Below are 18,332 nucleotides of genomic sequence, written 5' to 3'. Positions count from 1 at the left end.
GCGTCGTGACTGTTGCAACGGAGCCCATCGACGTCGCCCTCATCGGCGGCGGAATAATGTCTGCGACCCTGGGGGCGCTGCTGAAGCAGCTCCAGCCCGACTGGTCGATCGAGATCTACGAGGCGCTGAACGACGTCGCGCAGGAGAGCAGCAACCCGTGGAACAACGCGGGCACCGGCCACTCCGCTCTGTGCGAGCTGAACTACACCCCGCAGAAGGCCGACGGCTCGATCGAGATCTCGAGTGCCGTCAAGGTCAACGAGCAGTTTCAGGTCTCGCGCCAGTTCTGGTCGTTCCTGATTGGCGAGGGCGCGCTGCCCGAGCCGGATCACTTCATCAACGAGACGCCACACATGAGCTTCGTCTGGGGCGCAGCCAACGTCGAGTACCTCCGCAAACGGCACGTGGCTCTCGACGGCCACCCGCTCTTCAAGGGCATGGAGTTCAGCGACGACCCGGAGACGATCGCCAAGTGGGCGCCGTCGCTCATTCCCGGCCGCGCCGCGGGGCAGCCGATCGCCGCGACGCACATTCTCGCGGGCACCGACGTCGATTTCGGCTCCCTCACGCGTGAGCTGCTCGACTACCTCACGAGAAACGGCGCCGGGCTGTCGCTCGGGCACCGGGTCACGAACCTGACCAAGAATCGCGACCGCACCTGGACCATCGCCCTCAACCGCGGCGCGACCAACGAGCCCATCGAGGTTCGTGCGAGGTTCGTTTTCGTGGGTGCCGGCGGCGGCGCTCTCGGGCTCCTGCAAAAGTCGGGCATTCGCGAGATTCGAGGATTCGGCGGTTTTCCGGTGTCGGGGGAGTTCCTTCGCACCGACAACCCCGAGGTCGTGGCCACCCACCAGGCGAAGGTGTACGGCAAGGCGTCGGTCGGCGCCCCGCCCATGTCGGTGCCCCACCTCGACACCCGAGTCGTCGACGGCGAGGCGAGCCTCATGTTCGGGCCCTACGCGGGGTTCAGCCCGAAGTTCCTCAAGAGCGGCTCGTATCTCGACCTGTTCAAGTCGATCCGCCTGCACAACCTCTACCCAATGATCCGGGTCGGCCTTGCGAACTTCGACCTCATCAAGTACCTCGTGAGCCAGCTCGCCGCCTCCAAGCGAACCAAGTTCGAGGCCCTTCTCGAGTTCATGCCGAACGCCGACCCGAAAGACTGGTATCGCATCACCGCCGGTCAGCGCGTCCAGGTCATCAAGAAAGACGCCAAGAAGGGCGGGGTGCTGCAGTTCGGAACCGAGGTCGTCGCGGCGGCCGACGGCTCGATCGCGGGCCTCCTCGGTGCGTCGCCGGGTGCCTCTACCGCAGTCCCGATCATGCTCGACGTGCTCGAGCGTTGCTTCCCGGCGAAGAAAGACGAGTGGGCTCCCAAGCTCAAGCGCATGATCCCGACGGTCGGCGAGTTGCTTGCAGTCGACGAGCAGAAGGCGGCGGCGACCATGCATGCCACGGCGGAAACTCTCAGGATCCACGCCTAAGCCCGATCACCCCGACGCCGGGGTCCCTTCGGCGTAGGCGAAAGCCTCGGTCTCCGGCCCGTCTGGCGAGGTTGGGTCGCGCGCGCCCGGCCAGGTTGGGTCGTGCGCGCCGGGGGCCACTTCTTCGCAGAGACGTTTTGCGCGCGGTCACATTTGACGCGAATCGAAATGCGGGTGCGCTTCGAAATCGGTCAAATTTGACGCCGCGCAAAACGCCGTCAGCAAGGTGCCGCCTCCCGGAGCGAGGTTTTGAGCCCAGATGTCGAGCGACTGTGCCTCTGGCGGGCCCGTGCGGGCACCCCTGGACCGCGTTCGGGGCACAAATCCCAGGCAGGCGACAATCACTTTCGCCTCTGTCCCCTGAAACCGGGGTACACAGGGAGGCGCCGGGTTTGCCATACTTCGAGTAGCCCCCGGCACCCCTCGGCGGCTGCGATGCCTTGAGAGAAGGAGGATGCGTGCTGCTCGGCCTCCCGACCCACCTCGCTCCTCAAAGCTCGGCACGGGCCATCGCACGAGCCTGTCACGCGATCGCGACGGTCCTTCTCGTAGCTGCCACGGTCCTGCTCATCACGCTCCAGTTCGCGCGTCCGGCCCTGATCCTCTGGCCCGCTCTCATTGCGCTGGTGCCGATGCTCCTGCTGCTCGTTCTGGTCGAGCGGGTCCGGTCGACCCTTACGACCGTGGCGTACCTCGTCGTCGGGGGTGCCTCGGTCTACGTCTATGCCATCACCGTCCTCTCGCAGATCGCCAGCGTCGACTCTTCTGATGCGTTCACGGTCTCGCTCCCCAAGCTCGCGCTCATTCTGGTCGGAGGATCGGGGCTCTCCGCTCGCCGCGGCCCGCTCTGGGCCACGGTCGGTCTCGTGCTCGGGGAGGTGGCGACGCAGGTCGCGTCGTTCCAGACGGGGTCTGCTCACCGGGTCGATGTGGCGGCGCTGCTGTGCTTCCTCTTGATCGTTGCCACGATGGGCGGATCCTTGGTCGCTCGCGAACGGGCCTCGCGCCTGCAGCCGAACCTCCACCGGGCCGCACGCGAAGAGCAGGTGTCGGTCATGCGGTTCGAGATCGAGCAGCAGGCCTCCGCGCTCGTGCACGACACCGTCCTCAGCCATCTCGCGGCGCTGTCGCTGAGCGAGCCCGGGCGACTCGACCCTGAGCTTCGCGGGGCGATGGAGCGCGACCTGCAGGTGCTCATCGGGCAGGAGTGGCTGGAGCAGGCTGACTCCCGAGACAGCACGTTCGACGAGTGGGAGACCTCACCGCTGGGGGCGGCCGTCATCCGTGCCGAAGACCAGGGCCTCGACGTGACGGTGACGGGCGACGTCGCCGCTCTGACGAGGCTCACCGCCGAGCGGGCAAAGGCGCTCGCCCTGGCCGTGACCCAGTGCTTCGCGAACGTACTCCGGCACTCCGGCACGACCGAGGCGGAGCTGGTGATTCTCGGCGCCGGCCCCGACGTCTCGATCATGGTGATCGATAACGGCGTGGGCTTCACCGAGAGCGAGACCCCGCGAGACCGTCTCGGCGTGCGCAACTCCGTCAGGGCCCGCATCGAGCGCGTCGGCGGCACCGTGCAGATCTGGTCGTCACCCGGCAGCGGCACCTCGGTCATGATCGGACTGCCAGCCGACGCGCAGCCGGCCGACGCGCAGCAGGCCGACACGCAGCAGGCCGACAGGCAGCAGACCGACGCGGAAGACGCCGCGTGAGCGCCCGAGAAGACACCGCCCAGCAGATCGATCCGCTCGGCGCTCTGAAGCTGCGACCCATTCCGCTCGGTCTCGCGTTCTTCGCCGGCGCCCTCGCCCTGTGGCGAACGCTGTTCCTGAGTGATGCGAACGTCGACCACGCTCTCACCGTGCTCGCACTCGTGTTCCTCGCCGGGGCGATCGTCATCGTCGCAGTCGGCTCGAGCAGCATGCGCGCCCCGTTGCGGCGGTCGCACTTCATCGCGCTCGTCGTTCTCGCCATCGGTGCGATGGTCGCCGAAGCGCTCGCGTCAGCGGGTTCTGACGGGTTGATCCGCGACGACTGGGGGCCGACGGCCGTCGGGCTCTTGCTGCTCTCGTGCGCACCCTATCGACCGGCGCGCGACCTCGTCGTGGCGACCAGTGTCGGATCCTTGGTCGCTGCCGTTGTCGTCGCATTCGAGGTGCCGTACTTCGAAACTCCCGCGCCCCTGCTGGCCTACCTCGCCATCGGGGTCACACCGCTCTCGGCGCTGGGAGTGGGGGCGGCCGCCTACTCGTCGTCGTTCGTGTTCCAGGTGCGAGCGTGGATGGCCCGTGCCACCACGCTAAACGACGAGGATGCCTCGTCGCTCCGCCCCGGGATCGCCCGCTCGGTGCAGCAGGATCGCGTGACCGGACTGAACCGCGACGTCGTGCCGTTTTTCTCGCAGCTCGTCGAGAGCGGAGAGATCACCGCCGACGACAGTCGCCGCGCGGGCGAGGTCGCCACTGTGATTCGGCGTCGCATCGTCGACGACGCCGACCGCTCCTGGCTCGAGCAGGCCATGCTCGACGTCAGCCCGCGGGGCGAGGTGGGCACGGTGCTCGACCGGTCGCAGCTGGCAGTCCACATGACCGGCGATCAGCGCACGGCGATCCGAGCCATCGTGAGTGCGCTCGCCGTCGACGCCAGCACCCGCACCTCCAGTCTTAGCGTCGTGCTTCACGACGACGACCCGGTTGTCCGGGCACTTCTCCGCATCGAGAGCACCTCGCCCGACGTTGCCATCCGGCAGCGCTACGCCCCCTATTTCGCCGTCCTCCGCATCCTTTTCGCCGACCTCCATGTCGACGTGAACGGCTCCCTCCTGACACTAAGGTTTTCTTATGACCAGCACTGATTCGAACGGTAGCAACACTCTCCGGTCGGCTTCGGCGCGGCCCGTCCCGGTCGCTTCCTGGAACTCCCTCACTCCCGATGCCCCGTCTCAGCGTCGCGTTCGTCTGGCGATCCTCGACGACCACGAGGTCCTCCTCGACAGTCTGTCGAGCTGGATCAACGTGAACGCCTACGACTTCGACCTCGTGCTCACCGCGCACACCTGGCTGCAGCTGGTGCACAGCGACAACTTCCCGACCGACCTGGTGTTCCTCGACTTCCAGCTCAAAGAGCCGGTGTCGATTGAGGCGCGCGTTCGCACCTGCCGCGCCGCCGGTGCCAAGGTCGTCGTGCTCTCGAGCCTCGACACGCGAGAGTCGCGTGAGCGGGCCCTCGACGCCGGCGCCTCGGCCTTCCTCTCGAAGGCCCTGCCCATGCGCGAGGTGATGGATGCCGCTCGCCAGGTGATGGGTGTGGCCCGCGACAGCGCTCCCCAGCGCGACTGGCGCCCGCTGCCCGTCGGTGCGGCCAACCAGAGCCGCCCCAAGCTCAGCGCGGGCGAGGCCGAGGCCTTCCGCCTCTACGTCTCGGGCTTCTCGACGAACGAGGTCGCGCAGCAGATGAACGTGCAGTACGAGACCGCCAAGACGTACCTGCGTCGCGTGCGCGAGAAGTACGCCAAAGCGAACCGTCCGGCCTCGAAGAAGGCCGAGCTGATCCGCCGCGCGGCCGAAGACGGCTACCTGCAGTAGGGCGCTGTAACCTCTCGGGGTGGCGAAACTCTACTTCCGGTATGGCGCGATGAACTCCGGCAAAAGCACGTCGCTGCTCCAGGCCGCTTACAACTACGAAGAGCGCCACCAGCGGGTGCTCCTCGCGAAGCCCGACACCGACACCAAGGGCGACGACCAGATCGTCTCCCGGCTCGGCGTGACCCGCACGACCGACTTCCTGGTGCGCCCGGGCGACGACCTCGCCGAGACGTTCGCGGCCGCCCGTCGGGCCGTGGTCGCTGAGACCGGCACCGAAGGATCCAGCCGCGACGTCGCCTGCCTCCTCGTCGACGAGGCTCAGTTCCTCTCGGCACCCCAGGTCGACTCCCTGCTGCGGATCGCCGTCCGCGACGACATTCCCGTACTGGCCTACGGCATCCGCACCGACTTCCGCACGCACGCGTTCGAGGGGGCTGCGCGGCTGTTCGAGGTAGCCCACTCGCTCGAAGAGCTCAAGACGATCTGCCGGTGCGGCCGCAAGGCGATCTTCAACGCGCGTCTGTTCGACGGCCGCTACGTGTTCGACGGCGAGCAGGTCGCGATCGACGGCGAGAAGGTCACCTACGAGGCGCTGTGCGGGGCCTGCTACCTCGACGAGTCGGGCGGCGCGCTGGCCTAGGTGGCACCGGTCTAGCTGACCTGGATCTCGGCGTGCCCGGCGGAGTCAACGATCGTCACGTGCGCCGTCGTCGCAGTTCCACCCGCGACGACCACTCGGCAGCTGAACGACACGCTCACGGCAAGAGCCTCGGAGGCGGGGCACGCCACCCGGGCCGGTTCTGACTTCAGGGCCGACGTGTAGGCGGCGGCGATCGACGACTGGGCCTGGGTCCGCGAGTAGACAAGTGCTCCGTCGGGCTGTGGGATTCCGATCACGGGCGCCCGGTCAGGGGCCGAGGATCCGGCAGCCCCCGCGGGGCGCACCGCCACGGGCCCGTAACTGCCGGCCACGGCCAGCGCCGTCTCCGTCGTCTGGCCGAGCAGTGACACCGCACAGAGCACGAGCCCCGCGACGGCGCGCGCACGTCCGATCGGCACCAGCCCTCGGGCCTCCCACCCGTTCGCGCGGACGATGCCGACGATGCTGCAGATGAGACCGACGACGGTCCAGAGCGACCAGACGGTGTAGAGCCGGCCGGTCACGACCGTGGCGCCGACCACGCCGATCAGGATGAGGGTGCTGAGGATTCCCAGCGCGAACCCGTTTCGCGCAGGGCGGTTGATCGCCCGCACGAGCGGCACTCGCCGCTGCTGACGGGCGAAGGGCACCCCGGTGCCGTACACGGCGTGATCGGGCTGCTGCGGGGCGTTGGCGATCCAGGCTGCGGGCGTCGACCAGCGGGCAGTCGCCGGCGAGGCAGAGCCGTGGTGGGCGTTATCGTGCGCCAGAGGGTTCACCGGCACGTAAGTGGACTGCGTGCGATTACTCGCCGGTGGGCAGGGGGGAGCGGTGGGCGAGGTCGCTGTCACGCCGGATGCAGGGGCTCCTCCGACCGGACGTGCCCCGCGGAGACTGCGCCGGGTGGGGAGAGCGGCCTCGCTGCAGTCGACGAACGCCTCGGATGGGAGGCTTTCGAGCGTCTCGGTCGTCCAGTTCTCTCCACTCCACCAGCGGTACGGCGCCCGGCCCGAGGGGTCGACGTACCAGCCCGAAACGGGCGCCCTGGTGGTGGTGTCGGTCACGCGATTCTCCCCTGATAAGTCGCGATCACAGCCTAGGCAGGGCATCACAGCCGGGGGAGCCCCCAAGCGGGTCACGCGGCTACTTCGTGACGGTCAGGGTGCCGGCCGAGGCCTTGCTCGACGCCGTCGAGGTCGACCCACTGAAGCTCGTCGTGATCGTGTACTTCTTCGCCGTGGCGAACTTGGGCAGCGACAGCGTCACGCGACCCTTCTTCGCGCTCGTCAGGGAGTAGCGCTTGACGACCTTGCCGTTGGCCGACACGGTCACGGTTCCAGTCGGTGCTGTAACACCCGGGGCGCTGACGGCGACGGCCACCAGGGGCGTGCCACTGCGGGCGATCTTCGTGTGCGACAGCGAGGAGCGCGTCGTCGACTTCGCTTTCGTCACTGCCACCTTGACGGTCGACGATGTCGACGCCGCGAAGGCCTCCGACGTCGGCGCATACGTTGCCTTGAGCGCGTACGAGCCGGCAGCGAGTGTCTTCGGCAGTGTGTACGCGACGGCGCCATTCTTCGGCACAGCGCCCTTCGAGACGGTGGTTCCGCCGCGCTTGAGGGTCAGCGTGCCGTTGGGAATGCCGCCCTCGCGAGCCGAGACCGTGGCAGTCGCAGTGATGCGGGTCGACGAGCCGTAGGCCTGCGTGGCTCGGTTGACCTTCAGGGTCGTGGTGGTCGCCGCGGTGGCCGGCTTCTTGGCCGAGAAGGTCGGGGCCGTCCCGAGACGGACCGACACGACCGCCCCGGACGACGGGTTGAGCGAGGTGACCTTGAGCGATAAGCCGCTGCCGTAGTCGGTGAAGCTCTCGCCCTTGTCGAGGTGGGTGTCGCGGCGCGTGGGGTCGTTCTTCGAGTCGAGCCCAGCGGCGAGCACGACGGTGGCGGGGTAGGTGCGCGAGTCGTTCGAGTTGGGGAGGGTGCGCAGGATCCTGACGCTGCCGCTCGTGGCGCTACTTCCGAGCGCGCACAGCGTGAACCCGCCCGTGATCGACTCGCAGTTCTGTCGGTAGCCCGCGAACTCGGCATTCGACGCGTCGGCACCGGTCTTGGTGCGGTACTCCACGTAGTAGACGGCCTTGCTGACCGGGTCGACGATGCGGAGCGAGCGGCCCGAGGCGCTACCGGAAAGCGGCTTGATGGTGAAGCTCCTGGTGCCAACCGCGCTGTCGTCGGTCACATCGGTGATGTAGCCGGCGAGGGAGCGCTGCAGGCTCGAGAGCCCGGGCCTGGCACCGTTCAAGGAGTAGCCCATGATGTCGGCGTAGTCGCCGTACTCGCGGACGGGGCACTGGACGCTCGTGGTCGTGTTCGCGGGTACGAGGGAGAAGTCGTCGTCGGTTCCGTCGAAGACCTTGGCGCTGCGGCAGAAACCGGCGTTGGCGTGCTGGAAGCCGAGGTTGTGGCCGAACTCGTGCAGGAGGATCGGGACGGCCAGCGACTGCTCCGTGCCGTAACCGCTGAAGATCAGACCGCCGTTGCCGCCCAGGGTGCCGAAGGCCACGGTGCCGCAGGCCTCGCGGCTGAGCACGAGGAGATGGCGGTGCGTGTTGATCCAGGAGAAGTTGGCGAACGAGCCGCCGAACGCCTTGGCTGAGACGCCGTTGAGGGTGGTGTTGGCGTCACAGGTCTTCTGGGCGAGCGAGTCGTTCTCGATTCCGGCGAGCTGGATGTCGACGGTGTGCGACGACTGCTCCCACCAGTAGTCGTGGAGCGACGAGACGGCGGCCTTGATCGAGGCGTCGTCGAGCTTGAGGCTCGAGGAGTCGTCGGCCGTCGTGGTCGTGGCCGCAGCTCGGCTGACGTAGATCTTCTCGACGCTGACCGTGGACGCTGCCTGAGCTGACTGGGACTGCGCCGACTCGGACTGGACCGACTCGGACTGCGTGGATTCGGACTGCGTGGTCGCGCCGGTGCTTCGTCGGGGGGAGGGGGTAGAGACGGCGGGCGGCACGGCGATCATGTCGCCGGAGAGGTCGGCCGTGGTCGGAGCGGCGGCGGCCGTCTGTGGCTGGGGGACCTCAGCGGCGGTGGCCGCGGTGGGTCCGGTTGTTAGCACGCTCGCGAGTATCGCGGCGGCGGTCAGGGTGGTCAGGGCAGCGCGAAGCGCTGCCGGCCGGGGTTTCATCACTGGGGATCCTCGTGGTCATCGGGGTCTTTCCCCACAACGATCAAAACAGAGAACGGTCGTTCTCACGAGTCCCCGTAGTGGTCACGTGCTACTGCTTCTCGTGTCGTGGCTCCGAATTTGAAGGAGATCCGGCACTTCGCAACCCAAAACATCAGGATCCGACGGGGTCGCCCCCACGTTTCTCCTTCGAATTCGGCAGCGCACCGGGCCAGAAAGCACAAAGCAAAAGTGGCCAGCCCCGTAGGGAGTAGCCATTTCGCGCCGCCCGGAGGGCGGGCCCATGAGCACAACGAAAAATGGCCACTCCCGAAGGGAGTAGCCATTTTTCGTGTCGGGGTAGCGGGATTCGAACCCACGACCTCCTCGTCCCGAACGAGGCGCGCTACCAAGCTGCGCCACACCCCGAGGTGTGATGCCACGATCATGGGCCTAAACCCGCGATTGCGACTCCACTACATTAGCCCATGTTCGAGGCGGTCAGTGTCACGAGCACGGCCTCGGGGCGGCAGGCGAACCGGAACGGCGCGTAGATCGAAGTGCCGAGCCCGGCCGAGACTTCGAGGTGCGCGCTCTTGAAAGCGTGCGTCCACGTGCTGAGGCCGGAGACCTGCTTGCGGGGGATGTCGCAGTTGGTGACGAGGGCGCCGTAGCCGGGTACGCAGACCTGGCCCCCGTGGGTGTGTCCGCCGAAGATGAGCTGTGCGCCATTGGTCACGAACGAGTTCAGCACCTGCTGGTAGGGGGCGTGGGTGAGCGCGATGCTGACCGATTCGGGGCCGTCTTCGTCTTGCCAGCCGACGTTCTCGCGAAGCTCGTCGAGTGCCTCGGGGATCTTGTCGAGGCGAGCCCACTGCCGGTGGGCGTCGTTGACCCCGAAGAGTTCGAGGCGGGATCCTCGGATTTCGAGCGCGCGAGCGGTGTTGTTGAGGTCGAGCCAGCCGAGCGACTCGAAGAACGACGTGAGCCGGGCGTTGTCGAGATCGTCGGGGGCGCGGTGCGCCTTGCTCGGGCCGCTGAAGTAGGTGAAGGGGCTCTTGAACCGGGGCGCGACGTAGTCGTTGGAACCGTGGACGAAGACACCCGGGATGCCGCGGAACGGCTCGAGGGTGTATTCGATGGCGTCGTACGCGTCGTCGTGCCCCAGGTTGTCTCCGGTGTTGACGACGAGGTCGGGCTCGAACACGGCGAGAGAGCGGATCCACTCCTGTTTCGCCGTCTGCCACGGAGCCAGATGGATGTCGGAGAGGTGCAGGATCGTGAGCGGCCGGGATCCTGCGGGAAGGATCGCCAGGTGCTCGCGACGCACGGTGAAGCGGTTGCGTTCGACGAGCGCACCGTAGGCGAAGGCGCCGGCCGAGGCGACCGCCGCCGCCGTCGACGCGGCCAGGGCTACGTCGGCGGCGCGGCGGGACGTCACGAGCAGTTCCCGGGGTCACGACCGTCTTTGCCGCCGTTCACGGTCAGTGTGATGGTCGTGTCTTTGGATGCGGAGGTTCCGTCACCCGGATCGGACGAGATGACGTCGCACTTCTGGTCGTCGTCGCCCTGGGTGTACTTGACCGAGACGTTCGTGAAACCGGCGTCTTTGAGATCGTTCGCCGCGTCTCCGTAGCTCTTGCCCGAGACCGAGGGAACCTCGGCCGACTTCGAGCCGTCGCTGGTGTACACGGTCACCGACGAGCCGTCGGGGACGAGGCTGCCAGCGGTGGGGTTGGTCGCAGTCACCTGGCCGGCGGGCAGATCGGACTCTTGCGACCCGCCGTCGACGTAGGTGAGACCCACGCCGCTCAGGAGGTTCTTCGCCGAGTCGACGTCGGAGCCCGTCACGGTGGGCACGTTGACGCCGGTGCCCTGGACGAGATTGCCCGTGGGCGTCGGGAAGGCCGTGCCGGAGTAGACCGTGTTGTTGACCGCCTCGATCTCGCGGAAGAGGTTGGTTCGGCTCAGCGAGTAGAGCTGGCCGGAGGGTCCGGCATACTGCCTGAGGCTGTTGTGGTTTCCCGAAGTGTCGCCCATCCAGGTAACCGTGGTGAGCGCGGTGGTCGAGCCGTTGAGCCAGATCTGGTCGGCATCGTTGGTGGTACCCGTCTTGCCGAAGGTCGGCTGGGAGTCGGGCAGAGCGCCACTCGCGGTTCCGCCGGCCTGGAAGACACCCTGGAGCGCCTGAATCGCGGTCGCGGCTACATCGGGGTCGATGGCCTGCTTGCAGCTCTTGGGCTGCCCCGCGATGGTCTTGCCGTTCGGAGCCCGCACCTTGTCGACGACGATGGACTCGCAGAAGACGCCCTTGTTTGCGATTCCGGCGTAGGCCGTCGCCATGGTCAGAGGCGCGATCTCGTTCGTGCCGAGGAACGATGAGAAGTTGTCCTGCAACGGCGTCCCGTCAGCACGGTGAACGCCGAGGCTCTGCGCCACGTTCTTGATGTCGGCGAGGTCGAGCTGCTGGGCCATGTCGGCGTACGCGACGTTGACCGAGGCCGCGGTCGCCCGGGCAACCGTCATGTAGCCGGAGATGTACCCCTCGTCGTTTTTCGGCGTGTAGCCAGCGGGGGAATCGCCCGTCACCGTTGATTGCTGCGCCCCGTCGATGGTCATCGTCGGGAACGGGCGCGGGGTGGCGTTGACGAGCTCGTTGAGGCCGTGACCCTTGTCGAGCCAGTCGATGAGGGTGAACGGCTTGTAGGTCGAACCGACCTGGAACCCCTTCGAGGCGCCGTACTTATCGTCGACCGAGTAGTTGAGATAGGTGGTGGGCCCGGTCGTCGACGCCTTGTTGTCGGTCGTCAGGTTTTTGTTCTGCGTCATCACGATGACTCGGCCCGTGCCCGGCTCGACCGAGTCGACCACGCCGCCGAGCGGGAACCGGGTCTCGGTCGCCGGGGCGTACTGGTCGATCTTGCCCTTGGCATTCGCCGTGAGGTCGAGGTTGATAGTGGTGAAGACCTTGTAGCCGCCGGTCTTCCAGGCGGCTTCGCGCTTGTCCGCGGTGGAGCCGAGGAAGGCATACGACTTGATCATGTCGGGAGAAGTCACGTAGTCGCAGAACTGCTGGGCCCCGCCGGCCGTGACAGCCGCACAGCCCTGGACGGCCGGGGTGAGGTGGACGGAGGTGCCGACCTTCTTCGCGAGGCCGGCTTTGAGCACGGCGTCCGAGATGTAGCCCTGAGCGTTCATGGCCTTCAGGATCACGTTGCGGCGAGCGACGTTGTTCTTGTAGTTCTTCGGCGTCGACAGGTCACGACTCTCGGGGTACTGCACGATCGCGATGAGGCTCGCGGCCTCGGTCGGCGAGAGGTCTTTCGCGCTCTTGTCGTAGTAGTGCTGAGCCGCTGCCTGCACACCGTAGGTGGCGTCGCCGAAGTAGGCGATGTTGAGGTAAGCCAGGAGGATCTGGTCTTTGGTGTATTTCTTCTCGAGGCCGATGGCGAACTTCATCTCTTGCAGCTTGCGCGAGACGGTCACCTCTTTGGCATCCTTGATAGCAGCGGCCTGCTTCTTCGGGTCCTTGATGTCTTGCGCCTCCGCGAGACGGATGTTGCGAACGAGCTGCATTGTCAGCGTCGAGCCACCGCCGCTGTCGCCGAGGCCCCCCGCAACCGAGCCGACGCCGGCGCGCACGATGCTGGTCAGGTCGACGCCGCCGTGCTGGTAAAAACGACGGTCTTCACCGGCGACGACCGCGTGCTTGAGGTTGATCGAGACCTGATCCCAGGTGAGGTTGACCCGGTTCTGGGAGTAGACGGTCGCGAACGGCACCTGGTGGCCGTTCGACTTGCCGTACAGCGTGTTGCGCTGCTGGAGCTGCCCGATCGAGATGAATTCGGGGAGGCCTTCGAAAATACCGATCGACGACGATGCGGTCACACTCGAGACGGCGAGAGCCGGGGTCACACCGATCGTGACGAGGAGACCGGCGAGGGCGCTGAATCCGACGAAGCCGAACAGGGCGCCGACCACGGAGGTAGGCCTCTTTTTTTGGGCAGACATAAGATCAGGGTAAGTGATTCATAACCGCAACTGACTGAACGGACGCCCAATATGGTCCTCTGGGAGTACTTCACCGCTCCGCTGATCGTGCACAACACGACAGCCATCCTCAACAACTTCGGCTCGGAGGGCTGGGAGCTCGTCCAGGTGCTCCAGACGCCCGAAGGCGGCCTTGTCGCCTACCTCAAGCGCCCGGTGCAGCAGGCATGACGTCGATCGACGCGCGTCTCGCCGAACTCGGCATCGAGCTCCCCGAGGTAGCGACCCCGGCCGGCTCCTACGTGCCCGCCCTCCTCGTGGGCTCGATGGTCTACACGTCCGGTCAGCTCCCGTTCGTCGAGGGCGCACTGCCCGCCACCGGCAAGGTCGGCGCGGCTGAAGGCCTGGTGTCGGCGGACGACGCCCACGCCTACGCGCGACAGGCGGCACTGAATGCTCTGGCGGCAGTGAAATCGGTGCTCGGAGACCTCGACCGGGTCAAGCGGGTGGTGAAGGTGACCGGGTTCGTCGCGTCGGATCCTTCGTTCTCGGGTCAGCCCGGCGTGATCAACGGCGCCTCGAACGTGCTCGGCGAGATCTTCGGCGAGGCGGGCGTGCACGCGCGCAGCGCCGTGGGTGTTGCGGTGTTGCCGCTCGACTCGCCTGTCGAGGTGGAGATCATCCTTCTGGTTGATTGATTCTTCTTAGCGCGCCGTAGGGATGTGCGTCAGTGGCACCCAGCTCTAGCGAGCTCTCGCCAGGCGCGTCGCGGGTCGCTGTGCCGGACGACCGAGGCTTGTCCGAGGTCCGGCACCGCGACCCGCTGAGCACCAATAAGGTCGGCGCGTAGCGGGTCGCTGTGCCGGACGACCGAGGCTTGTCCGAGGTCCGGCACCGCGACCCGCGGAGCACCAATCAAGCCAGTGCACCAATCAAGCCAGTGCGCCAATCAGATACGAATCGCGTTCATCACGCTGGTGTCGGCGAGAGTCGTCGTGTCGCCGGTCTCGCGCCCCTCGGCCACATCGCGCAGAAGACGGCGCATGATCTTGCCGGAGCGCGTCTTCGGCAGCTCCTGCACGATCATGACCGTCTTCGGCTTCGCGATCGATCCGATCTCGTGCGCGACGTGACCCCGGAGTGCCGACGCCGCCTCTTCCGGCGACATCGAGCCCGCCTGCGAGGTGCGGAGGATCACGAATGCGACCACCGCCTGCCCGGTCGTCTCGTCGGACGCCCCCACGACAGCGGCCTCGGCCACCAGCGGGTGCGAGACGAGTGCGGATTCGATCTCGGCCGTCGAGAGTCGGTGGCCGGAGACGTTCATGACGTCGTCGACGCGGCCAAGCAGCCAGATGTCGCCGTCTTCGTCTTTGCGCGCCCCGTCGCCGGCGAAATAGACGGTCGGGCCGAACTTCGACCAGTAGGTCTCGACGTACCGGTCGGGGTCGCCCCAGATGCCGCGGAGCATCGACGGCCAGGGCTCGGTGATGACCAGCAGCCCGCCCTCGCCGTGGCCGACGGGCACACCGGCGTCGTCGACGACGTCGATCGCCACGCCGGGGAGGGGAACCTGGGCGGCGCCCGGCTTCAGCGTCGTGAGCCCGGGCAGCGCCGAGATCATGATCGAGCCGGTCTCGGTCTGCCACCAGGTGTCGACGACGGGCGTCTTTCCGCCTCCGATCACGTCGCGATACCAGACCCAGGCCTCCGGGTTGATCGGCTCGCCCACGCTGCCGAGCAGTCGGAGCGATGAGAGGTCACGTGTCGCCGGGATCTGCCGCCCGGCCTTCATGAAGCCGCGGATGGCCGTCGGGGCCGCGTAGAAGAGCGTGACGCCGTACTTCTCGATGATGTCCCACCAGCGCCCGGGCTCGGGGGAGTCGGGGGTGCCCTCGTAGAGCACCTGCGTCGCCCCGTTGGCGAGTGGGCCGTAGACGACGTAGGTGTGCCCCGTGATCCAGCCGACGTCGGCCGTCGACCAGTAGACGTCGGTCTCGGGGTGAAGATCGAAGACGTTCTTGTGCGAGTACGCGGCGCCGGTCAGGTAGCCGCCCGAGGTGTGGAGGATCCCCTTCGGTTTTCCGGTCGTGCCGCTCGTGTAGAGGATGAAGAGGGGATGCTCCGCTTCGAAGGCCTGGGGCTCGTGCTCGTCACCGGCGTCGGCCAGGAGGTCGTGCCACCACGCGTCGCGGGAGTCGTTCCAGTCGATGTCGTTGCCGCCGCGCTTCACGACGACGACCTTCTCGACGCTGCTCGAGCCGTGCAGGGCCTCGTCGAGCGCCTCGTCGACCGCGGGCTTGAGGGCCGAGACGGCGCCCCGGCGCCATCCGCCGTCGGCCGTGATGACCACCTTCGCTTGCGCGTCGTCGACACGGGCACGAATGCTCTCGGCGCTGAAACCGCCGAAGACGACGGAGTGCACGGCGCCGATCCGCGCGACGGCGAGCATCGCGACGACGGCCTCGGGAATGAGCGGCAGGTAGATGATCACGCGGTCGCCGGCCACGACGTCGAGCGCCAGCAGCATGTTGGCGGCCTTCTTCACCTCGGCGGTGAGCTCGGCATACGTCAACGTCCGGGTGTCGCCGGGCTCACCCTCCCAGTGAATGGCGACTCGATCGCCGTTGCCGGCCTCGACGTGACGATCGAGGCAGTTGTAGGCCACGTTGAGTGTGCCGTCGTCGAACCACTTCGCAAAGGGCGGGTTGGTCCAGTCAAGGATCCTGGTGAACGGTTTCGACCACGACACCGACTCGCGGGCCTGCTCGGCCCAGAATTCGAGTCGATCCTGCTTCGCCCGGGCCACCAGGTCTTCCGTCGCGACCGCCGATCGGGCGAACTCGGCAGAGGGGGAGAACCGCCTGGTCTCGGTGAGGAGATGGTCGATGTTGTCCGGCATGGATCCTTCTTTCGCGACGGTGCGAGGTATCGACACACGACACGTGTGGCTCCCGGGAACGATACTCCGGGTCGGGATTCGGATCGACGCGAAATCGCCGATGCCAGCCGGTTGCGCCGCGCGCGTTTTGGGGTACACTCGTTCTTGTCGGACTTGTTCCGGCAGGTACCGCCCACGATTCCCCCCAATCGCGCGGTACCGTGGCGGCACCCGTTCCCCCCAACTGGTGCCGCCCCTCTCGTTTAACCCGTCGGTCGGTTTTCGCCGCCCGCGGGTGATGGTCACAGTGGTGCGTAGCGCTTCGCTTCTTACTGGACGAACCGCCAAGAAGCTCAGCTGCCCCGGTCTCCACAAGCGCGCTGGAGCGCGGAATTCTCCACCCCCGCGGCCGACGTGCGCTCGAGCCGCAGCGGCGATTTACCGTCGACCATGAATTCACCTCAGCACCGGTCGCCTACCGGGTCAGCAGCCGTGTCGTTCCTTCCCGAGCACGACCGACCGCCCGGTCACTCACCCGTCCGATTCGTGCCGTCACCTCTCGGCTCGTCGACCGCCGACCGGGGGACGACTGATCAGATCGGGGTACGAAACGGGGTACGCCGAACCGTACCCCGCCAGTTCGGCCCGCTCCGCCCGCTGATCGCCGATCCGAGCGTCACCGACCTCTTCGTGAACGCGACCGGCGAGGTCGTCGTCGACCGGGGCGCCGGTCAGGAGGTCCTCGACGATCTCGTTCTCGGAGAACCGGCCGCCCGGGCGCTCGCGACCGCTCTCATCGGCGCGGGCGGCCGACACGTCGACGAAGCGAACCCCTGCGCCGACGTGCGTTTGGCCGACGGGATCCGGGTGCACGCGGTGCTCCCTCCCATCTCGACCGGTGGTGCCCTGCTGTCGATACGCGTGCCCGCACTCGAGCCGCTCTCGCTGGACGACCTCGAGGCCTCCGGCGCCTTCGCGACCGTGCCCCGTGCTCTGCTCGTCGACCTCATCCATCGCCGAGTCAACCTGCTCATCACCGGTGCTGCAGGCTCGGGCAAGACGACACTCCTCTCGGCGCTCCTCGCCGAAGCCTCACCCACCGATCGCATCATCACGCTCGAAGACGTCGCCGAACTCCGTATCGATCACCCCCACGTGGTGTCGCTCGAGACTCGGCAGGCCAACCTCGAGGGCGCCGGAGAGATCGGTCTGGCCCGGCTGGTGCGCGAGGCCCTACGGATGAACCCGGGCCGGCTGATCGTGGGGGAGTGCCGTGGGCCCGAGATCAGAGAGCTGCTGACAGCGCTCAACACGGGGCACGACGGAGGCGCCGGCACCCTGCACGCCAACGGGCTCGATGCCGTTCCGGCGCGACTCGAAGCCGTGGGCGCTCTCGCCGAGCTCTCGCCGGCGGCGGTCGCCCGCCAGGCGGTGTCGGCGTTCGGCGCAGTCGTCCACCTGAGCGTCGGCCCACTCGGGCGTCGGGTCTCCGGTGTCGCGCGCCTGACCCTGGACGATGAAGGCCGCCTCACCACGGAGGCGTACCGGTGAGTCGTCGCGCACATGGCCCCGGTTCATCGACGTCCGGGGCGTCGGCCGTGCGGTCGCTCGAGAGGCTCGCAGTACTGCTCGAGGCGGGGATCGCACCGGCCGCCGCGTGGAGGCACCTGGCCGAGTCGACTCTCGAACCGGACGAGCGCAGGATCCTGGCGCTCACCGCCGACTCCCTCCGCCGCGGGCTCGTCGGCTCGGCGGCGATCTCCTCCGCGTGGTCCGACGCGCGCGCACCGGTGGTCGCTCGCGCGCAGTGGCTGCAGGCCGCGGCGGCGTGGGAGGTCGCGGAAGCCTCCGGCGCCCCGCTCGCGCACTGCCTGCGGTCGAGCGCCGAGTCGGCGCGGGTGCTCGTGCAAGCCCGTCGAGATGCCCGAGTCGCTGCCAGCGGGCCGGTGGCGACGGCACGGATCGTGCTCGCTCTGCCGGCGTTCGGGATCCTCGTCGCTTTGGGGCTCGGAATCGATACGGTGCGGGTGCTGGCCCTGACGTCCATCGGCTGGGTCTGTGTGGGTGGGGCCGGTGCCCTCGTGCTGGCGGCCCGGGCGTGGAACAGGCGGCTGCTCTCCGCTGCGGCGCCGCCCGACGGGATTCCCGGGCTCGACCTCGAGCTGATCGCGCTGGCGATGCAGGGTGGCGGCGCCTGGGGAGAGGCCCGGGCCCGGGTGAGCGCGGCGCTCGAGCGGCACTGCGCGGGGCTCACGATCCCCACCGCTGCGGCCGAGATCGATGCGCTGGTCACCCTGTCGGAGAACGCGGGGGTGCCGGCGGGAGGGCTGCTCCGGTCGGCCGCCGACGAGCTGAGGCGCGACTCACGCGCAAGGGCCGAAGAGGCCAGCGAGCGGCTGGGCGTTCGACTCATGCTGCCGCTCGGCGTGTGCATCTTGCCGGCGTTCCTCCTGGTCGGAGTCGTGCCGCTGATGGTGGCGCTCCTCGCCTCCACAGGGCCGATCGGGTGACGGGTTCTCCACCTCGTCGACCGGAGCAGCCGGATCCTGCCCCCGCCTCGATCAGGCTGGAGTCACCGACGAAAG

At 67.7% G+C, this 18,332-nt stretch carries 14 protein-coding genes and 1 tRNA gene; 9 read left to right on the top strand and 6 right to left on the bottom strand.

Going from position 1 to position 18,332, the window contains the following annotated elements; translation table 11 throughout:
* Positions 1-5 precede the first annotated feature (5 nt).
* The 5 genes from ASF54_RS05345 to ASF54_RS05325 all read left to right on the top strand — a co-directional run bounded on the left by ASF54_RS05345 (position 6) and on the right by ASF54_RS05325 (position 5,711).
* The gene (locus ASF54_RS05345; RefSeq protein ID WP_084815966.1) at positions 6-1,487 is read left to right on the top strand and encodes a malate:quinone oxidoreductase; all 1,482 of its coding nucleotides are present in this window, start codon (positions 6-8) and stop codon (positions 1,485-1,487) included.
* 458 nt (positions 1,488-1,945) lie between these two features.
* Positions 1,946-3,199, top strand: coding sequence for a sensor histidine kinase (locus tag ASF54_RS05340; RefSeq protein ID WP_055959565.1), 1,254 nt, complete (start codon positions 1,946-1,948; stop codon positions 3,197-3,199).
* The gene (locus ASF54_RS05335) at positions 3,196-4,341 is read left to right on the top strand and encodes a hypothetical protein (protein WP_055959563.1); all 1,146 of its coding nucleotides are present in this window, start codon (positions 3,196-3,198) and stop codon (positions 4,339-4,341) included. Before ASF54_RS05340 ends, ASF54_RS05335 begins: the two co-directional genes overlap by 4 nt.
* Positions 4,328-5,071, top strand: coding sequence for a response regulator transcription factor (locus ASF54_RS05330; protein WP_084815965.1), 744 nt, complete (start codon positions 4,328-4,330; stop codon positions 5,069-5,071). The genes ASF54_RS05335 and ASF54_RS05330 overlap by 14 nt, the downstream gene beginning before the upstream one ends.
* Positions 5,072-5,090: 19 nt before the next feature.
* Positions 5,091-5,711 (top strand): thymidine kinase, encoded by a 621-nt coding sequence (locus ASF54_RS05325; RefSeq protein ID WP_055959561.1) that lies wholly within the window; start codon positions 5,091-5,093, stop codon positions 5,709-5,711.
* Between the two features lie 11 nt (positions 5,712-5,722).
* Here the strand turns inward: ASF54_RS05325 and ASF54_RS05320 are convergent, their stop codons facing one another.
* From ASF54_RS05320 to ASF54_RS05300, 5 genes are all read right to left on the bottom strand, one after another.
* Positions 5,723-6,775, bottom strand: a complete 1,053-nt coding sequence (locus tag ASF54_RS05320; RefSeq protein ID WP_162237123.1) for a DUF4333 domain-containing protein — start codon at positions 6,773-6,775, stop codon at positions 5,723-5,725.
* A 79-nt stretch (positions 6,776-6,854) separates the two neighbouring features.
* Entirely contained in the window at positions 6,855-8,897 is a 2,043-nt protein-coding gene (locus ASF54_RS05315) for an Ig-like domain-containing protein (RefSeq protein WP_055959558.1), read from the bottom strand.
* A gap of 334 nt (positions 8,898-9,231) precedes the next feature.
* Positions 9,232-9,305, bottom strand: a tRNA-Pro gene (locus ASF54_RS05310).
* A 52-nt stretch (positions 9,306-9,357) separates the two neighbouring features.
* Positions 9,358-10,323 (bottom strand): metallophosphoesterase, encoded by a 966-nt coding sequence (locus ASF54_RS05305; protein ID WP_442855782.1) that lies wholly within the window; start codon positions 10,321-10,323, stop codon positions 9,358-9,360.
* Complete coding sequence (locus ASF54_RS05300; RefSeq protein WP_084815962.1) at positions 10,314-12,887, bottom strand: transglycosylase domain-containing protein; 2,574 nt, start codon at positions 12,885-12,887, stop codon at positions 10,314-10,316. Before ASF54_RS05300 ends, ASF54_RS05305 begins: the two co-directional genes overlap by 10 nt.
* Before the next feature lie 51 nt (positions 12,888-12,938).
* Between ASF54_RS05300 and ASF54_RS16745 the strand changes: the two genes are divergently transcribed.
* Together ASF54_RS16745 and ASF54_RS05295 are read left to right on the top strand one after the other, a co-directional pair.
* On the top strand, positions 12,939-13,097 hold the full coding sequence (locus ASF54_RS16745) for a hypothetical protein (protein ID WP_194603375.1): 159 nt from the start codon (positions 12,939-12,941) through the stop codon (positions 13,095-13,097).
* Positions 13,094-13,564 carry a RidA family protein gene (locus ASF54_RS05295; protein WP_055959554.1) on the top strand — a complete coding sequence of 157 codons (471 nt, stop codon included), beginning with the start codon at positions 13,094-13,096 and terminating at the stop codon, positions 13,562-13,564. The genes ASF54_RS16745 and ASF54_RS05295 overlap by 4 nt, the downstream gene beginning before the upstream one ends.
* A gap of 251 nt (positions 13,565-13,815) precedes the next feature.
* Here the strand turns inward: ASF54_RS05295 and acs are convergent, their stop codons facing one another.
* Complete coding sequence (gene acs, locus ASF54_RS05290) at positions 13,816-15,768, bottom strand: acetate--CoA ligase (protein WP_055959552.1); 1,953 nt, start codon at positions 15,766-15,768, stop codon at positions 13,816-13,818.
* A 429-nt stretch (positions 15,769-16,197) separates the two neighbouring features.
* Between acs and ASF54_RS05285 the strand changes: the two genes are divergently transcribed.
* Positions 16,198-17,298 (top strand): TadA family conjugal transfer-associated ATPase, encoded by a 1,101-nt coding sequence (locus ASF54_RS05285; protein ID WP_084815961.1) that lies wholly within the window; start codon positions 16,198-16,200, stop codon positions 17,296-17,298.
* Entirely contained in the window at positions 17,295-18,257 is a 963-nt protein-coding gene (locus ASF54_RS05280) for a type II secretion system F family protein (RefSeq protein WP_084815960.1), read from the top strand. The genes ASF54_RS05285 and ASF54_RS05280 overlap by 4 nt, the downstream gene beginning before the upstream one ends.
* The last annotated feature ends 75 nt before the right edge of the window (positions 18,258-18,332 follow it).

This window comes from Frondihabitans sp. Leaf304, assembly GCF_001423105.1.
Classification (GTDB): Bacteria; Actinomycetota; Actinomycetes; order Actinomycetales; family Microbacteriaceae; genus Frondihabitans.
The sequence above is the reverse complement of the archived record's forward strand: the minus strand, read 5'-3'. Positions and strand labels throughout refer to the sequence as shown.

What these genes read in the sequence shown, in the direction of transcription:
- ASF54_RS05330 (WP_084815965.1), top strand. Translation starts at nt 4,328, where the DNA reads ATGACCAGCACTGATTCGAACGGTAGCAACACTCTCCGGTCGGCTTCG.
- ASF54_RS05315 (WP_055959558.1), bottom strand. Translation starts at nt 8,897, where the DNA reads ATGAAACCCCGGCCGGCAGCGCTTCGCGCTGCCCTGACCACCCTGACC.
- ASF54_RS05300 (WP_084815962.1), bottom strand. Translation starts at nt 12,887, where the DNA reads ATGTCTGCCCAAAAAAAGAGGCCTACCTCCGTGGTCGGCGCCCTGTTC.
- ASF54_RS16745 (WP_194603375.1), top strand. Translation starts at nt 12,939, where the DNA reads ATGGTCCTCTGGGAGTACTTCACCGCTCCGCTGATCGTGCACAACACG.
- ASF54_RS05295 (WP_055959554.1), top strand. Translation starts at nt 13,094, where the DNA reads ATGACGTCGATCGACGCGCGTCTCGCCGAACTCGGCATCGAGCTCCCC.
- acs (WP_055959552.1), bottom strand. Translation starts at nt 15,768, where the DNA reads ATGCCGGACAACATCGACCATCTCCTCACCGAGACCAGGCGGTTCTCC.
- ASF54_RS05285 (WP_084815961.1), top strand. Translation starts at nt 16,198, where the DNA reads ATGAATTCACCTCAGCACCGGTCGCCTACCGGGTCAGCAGCCGTGTCG.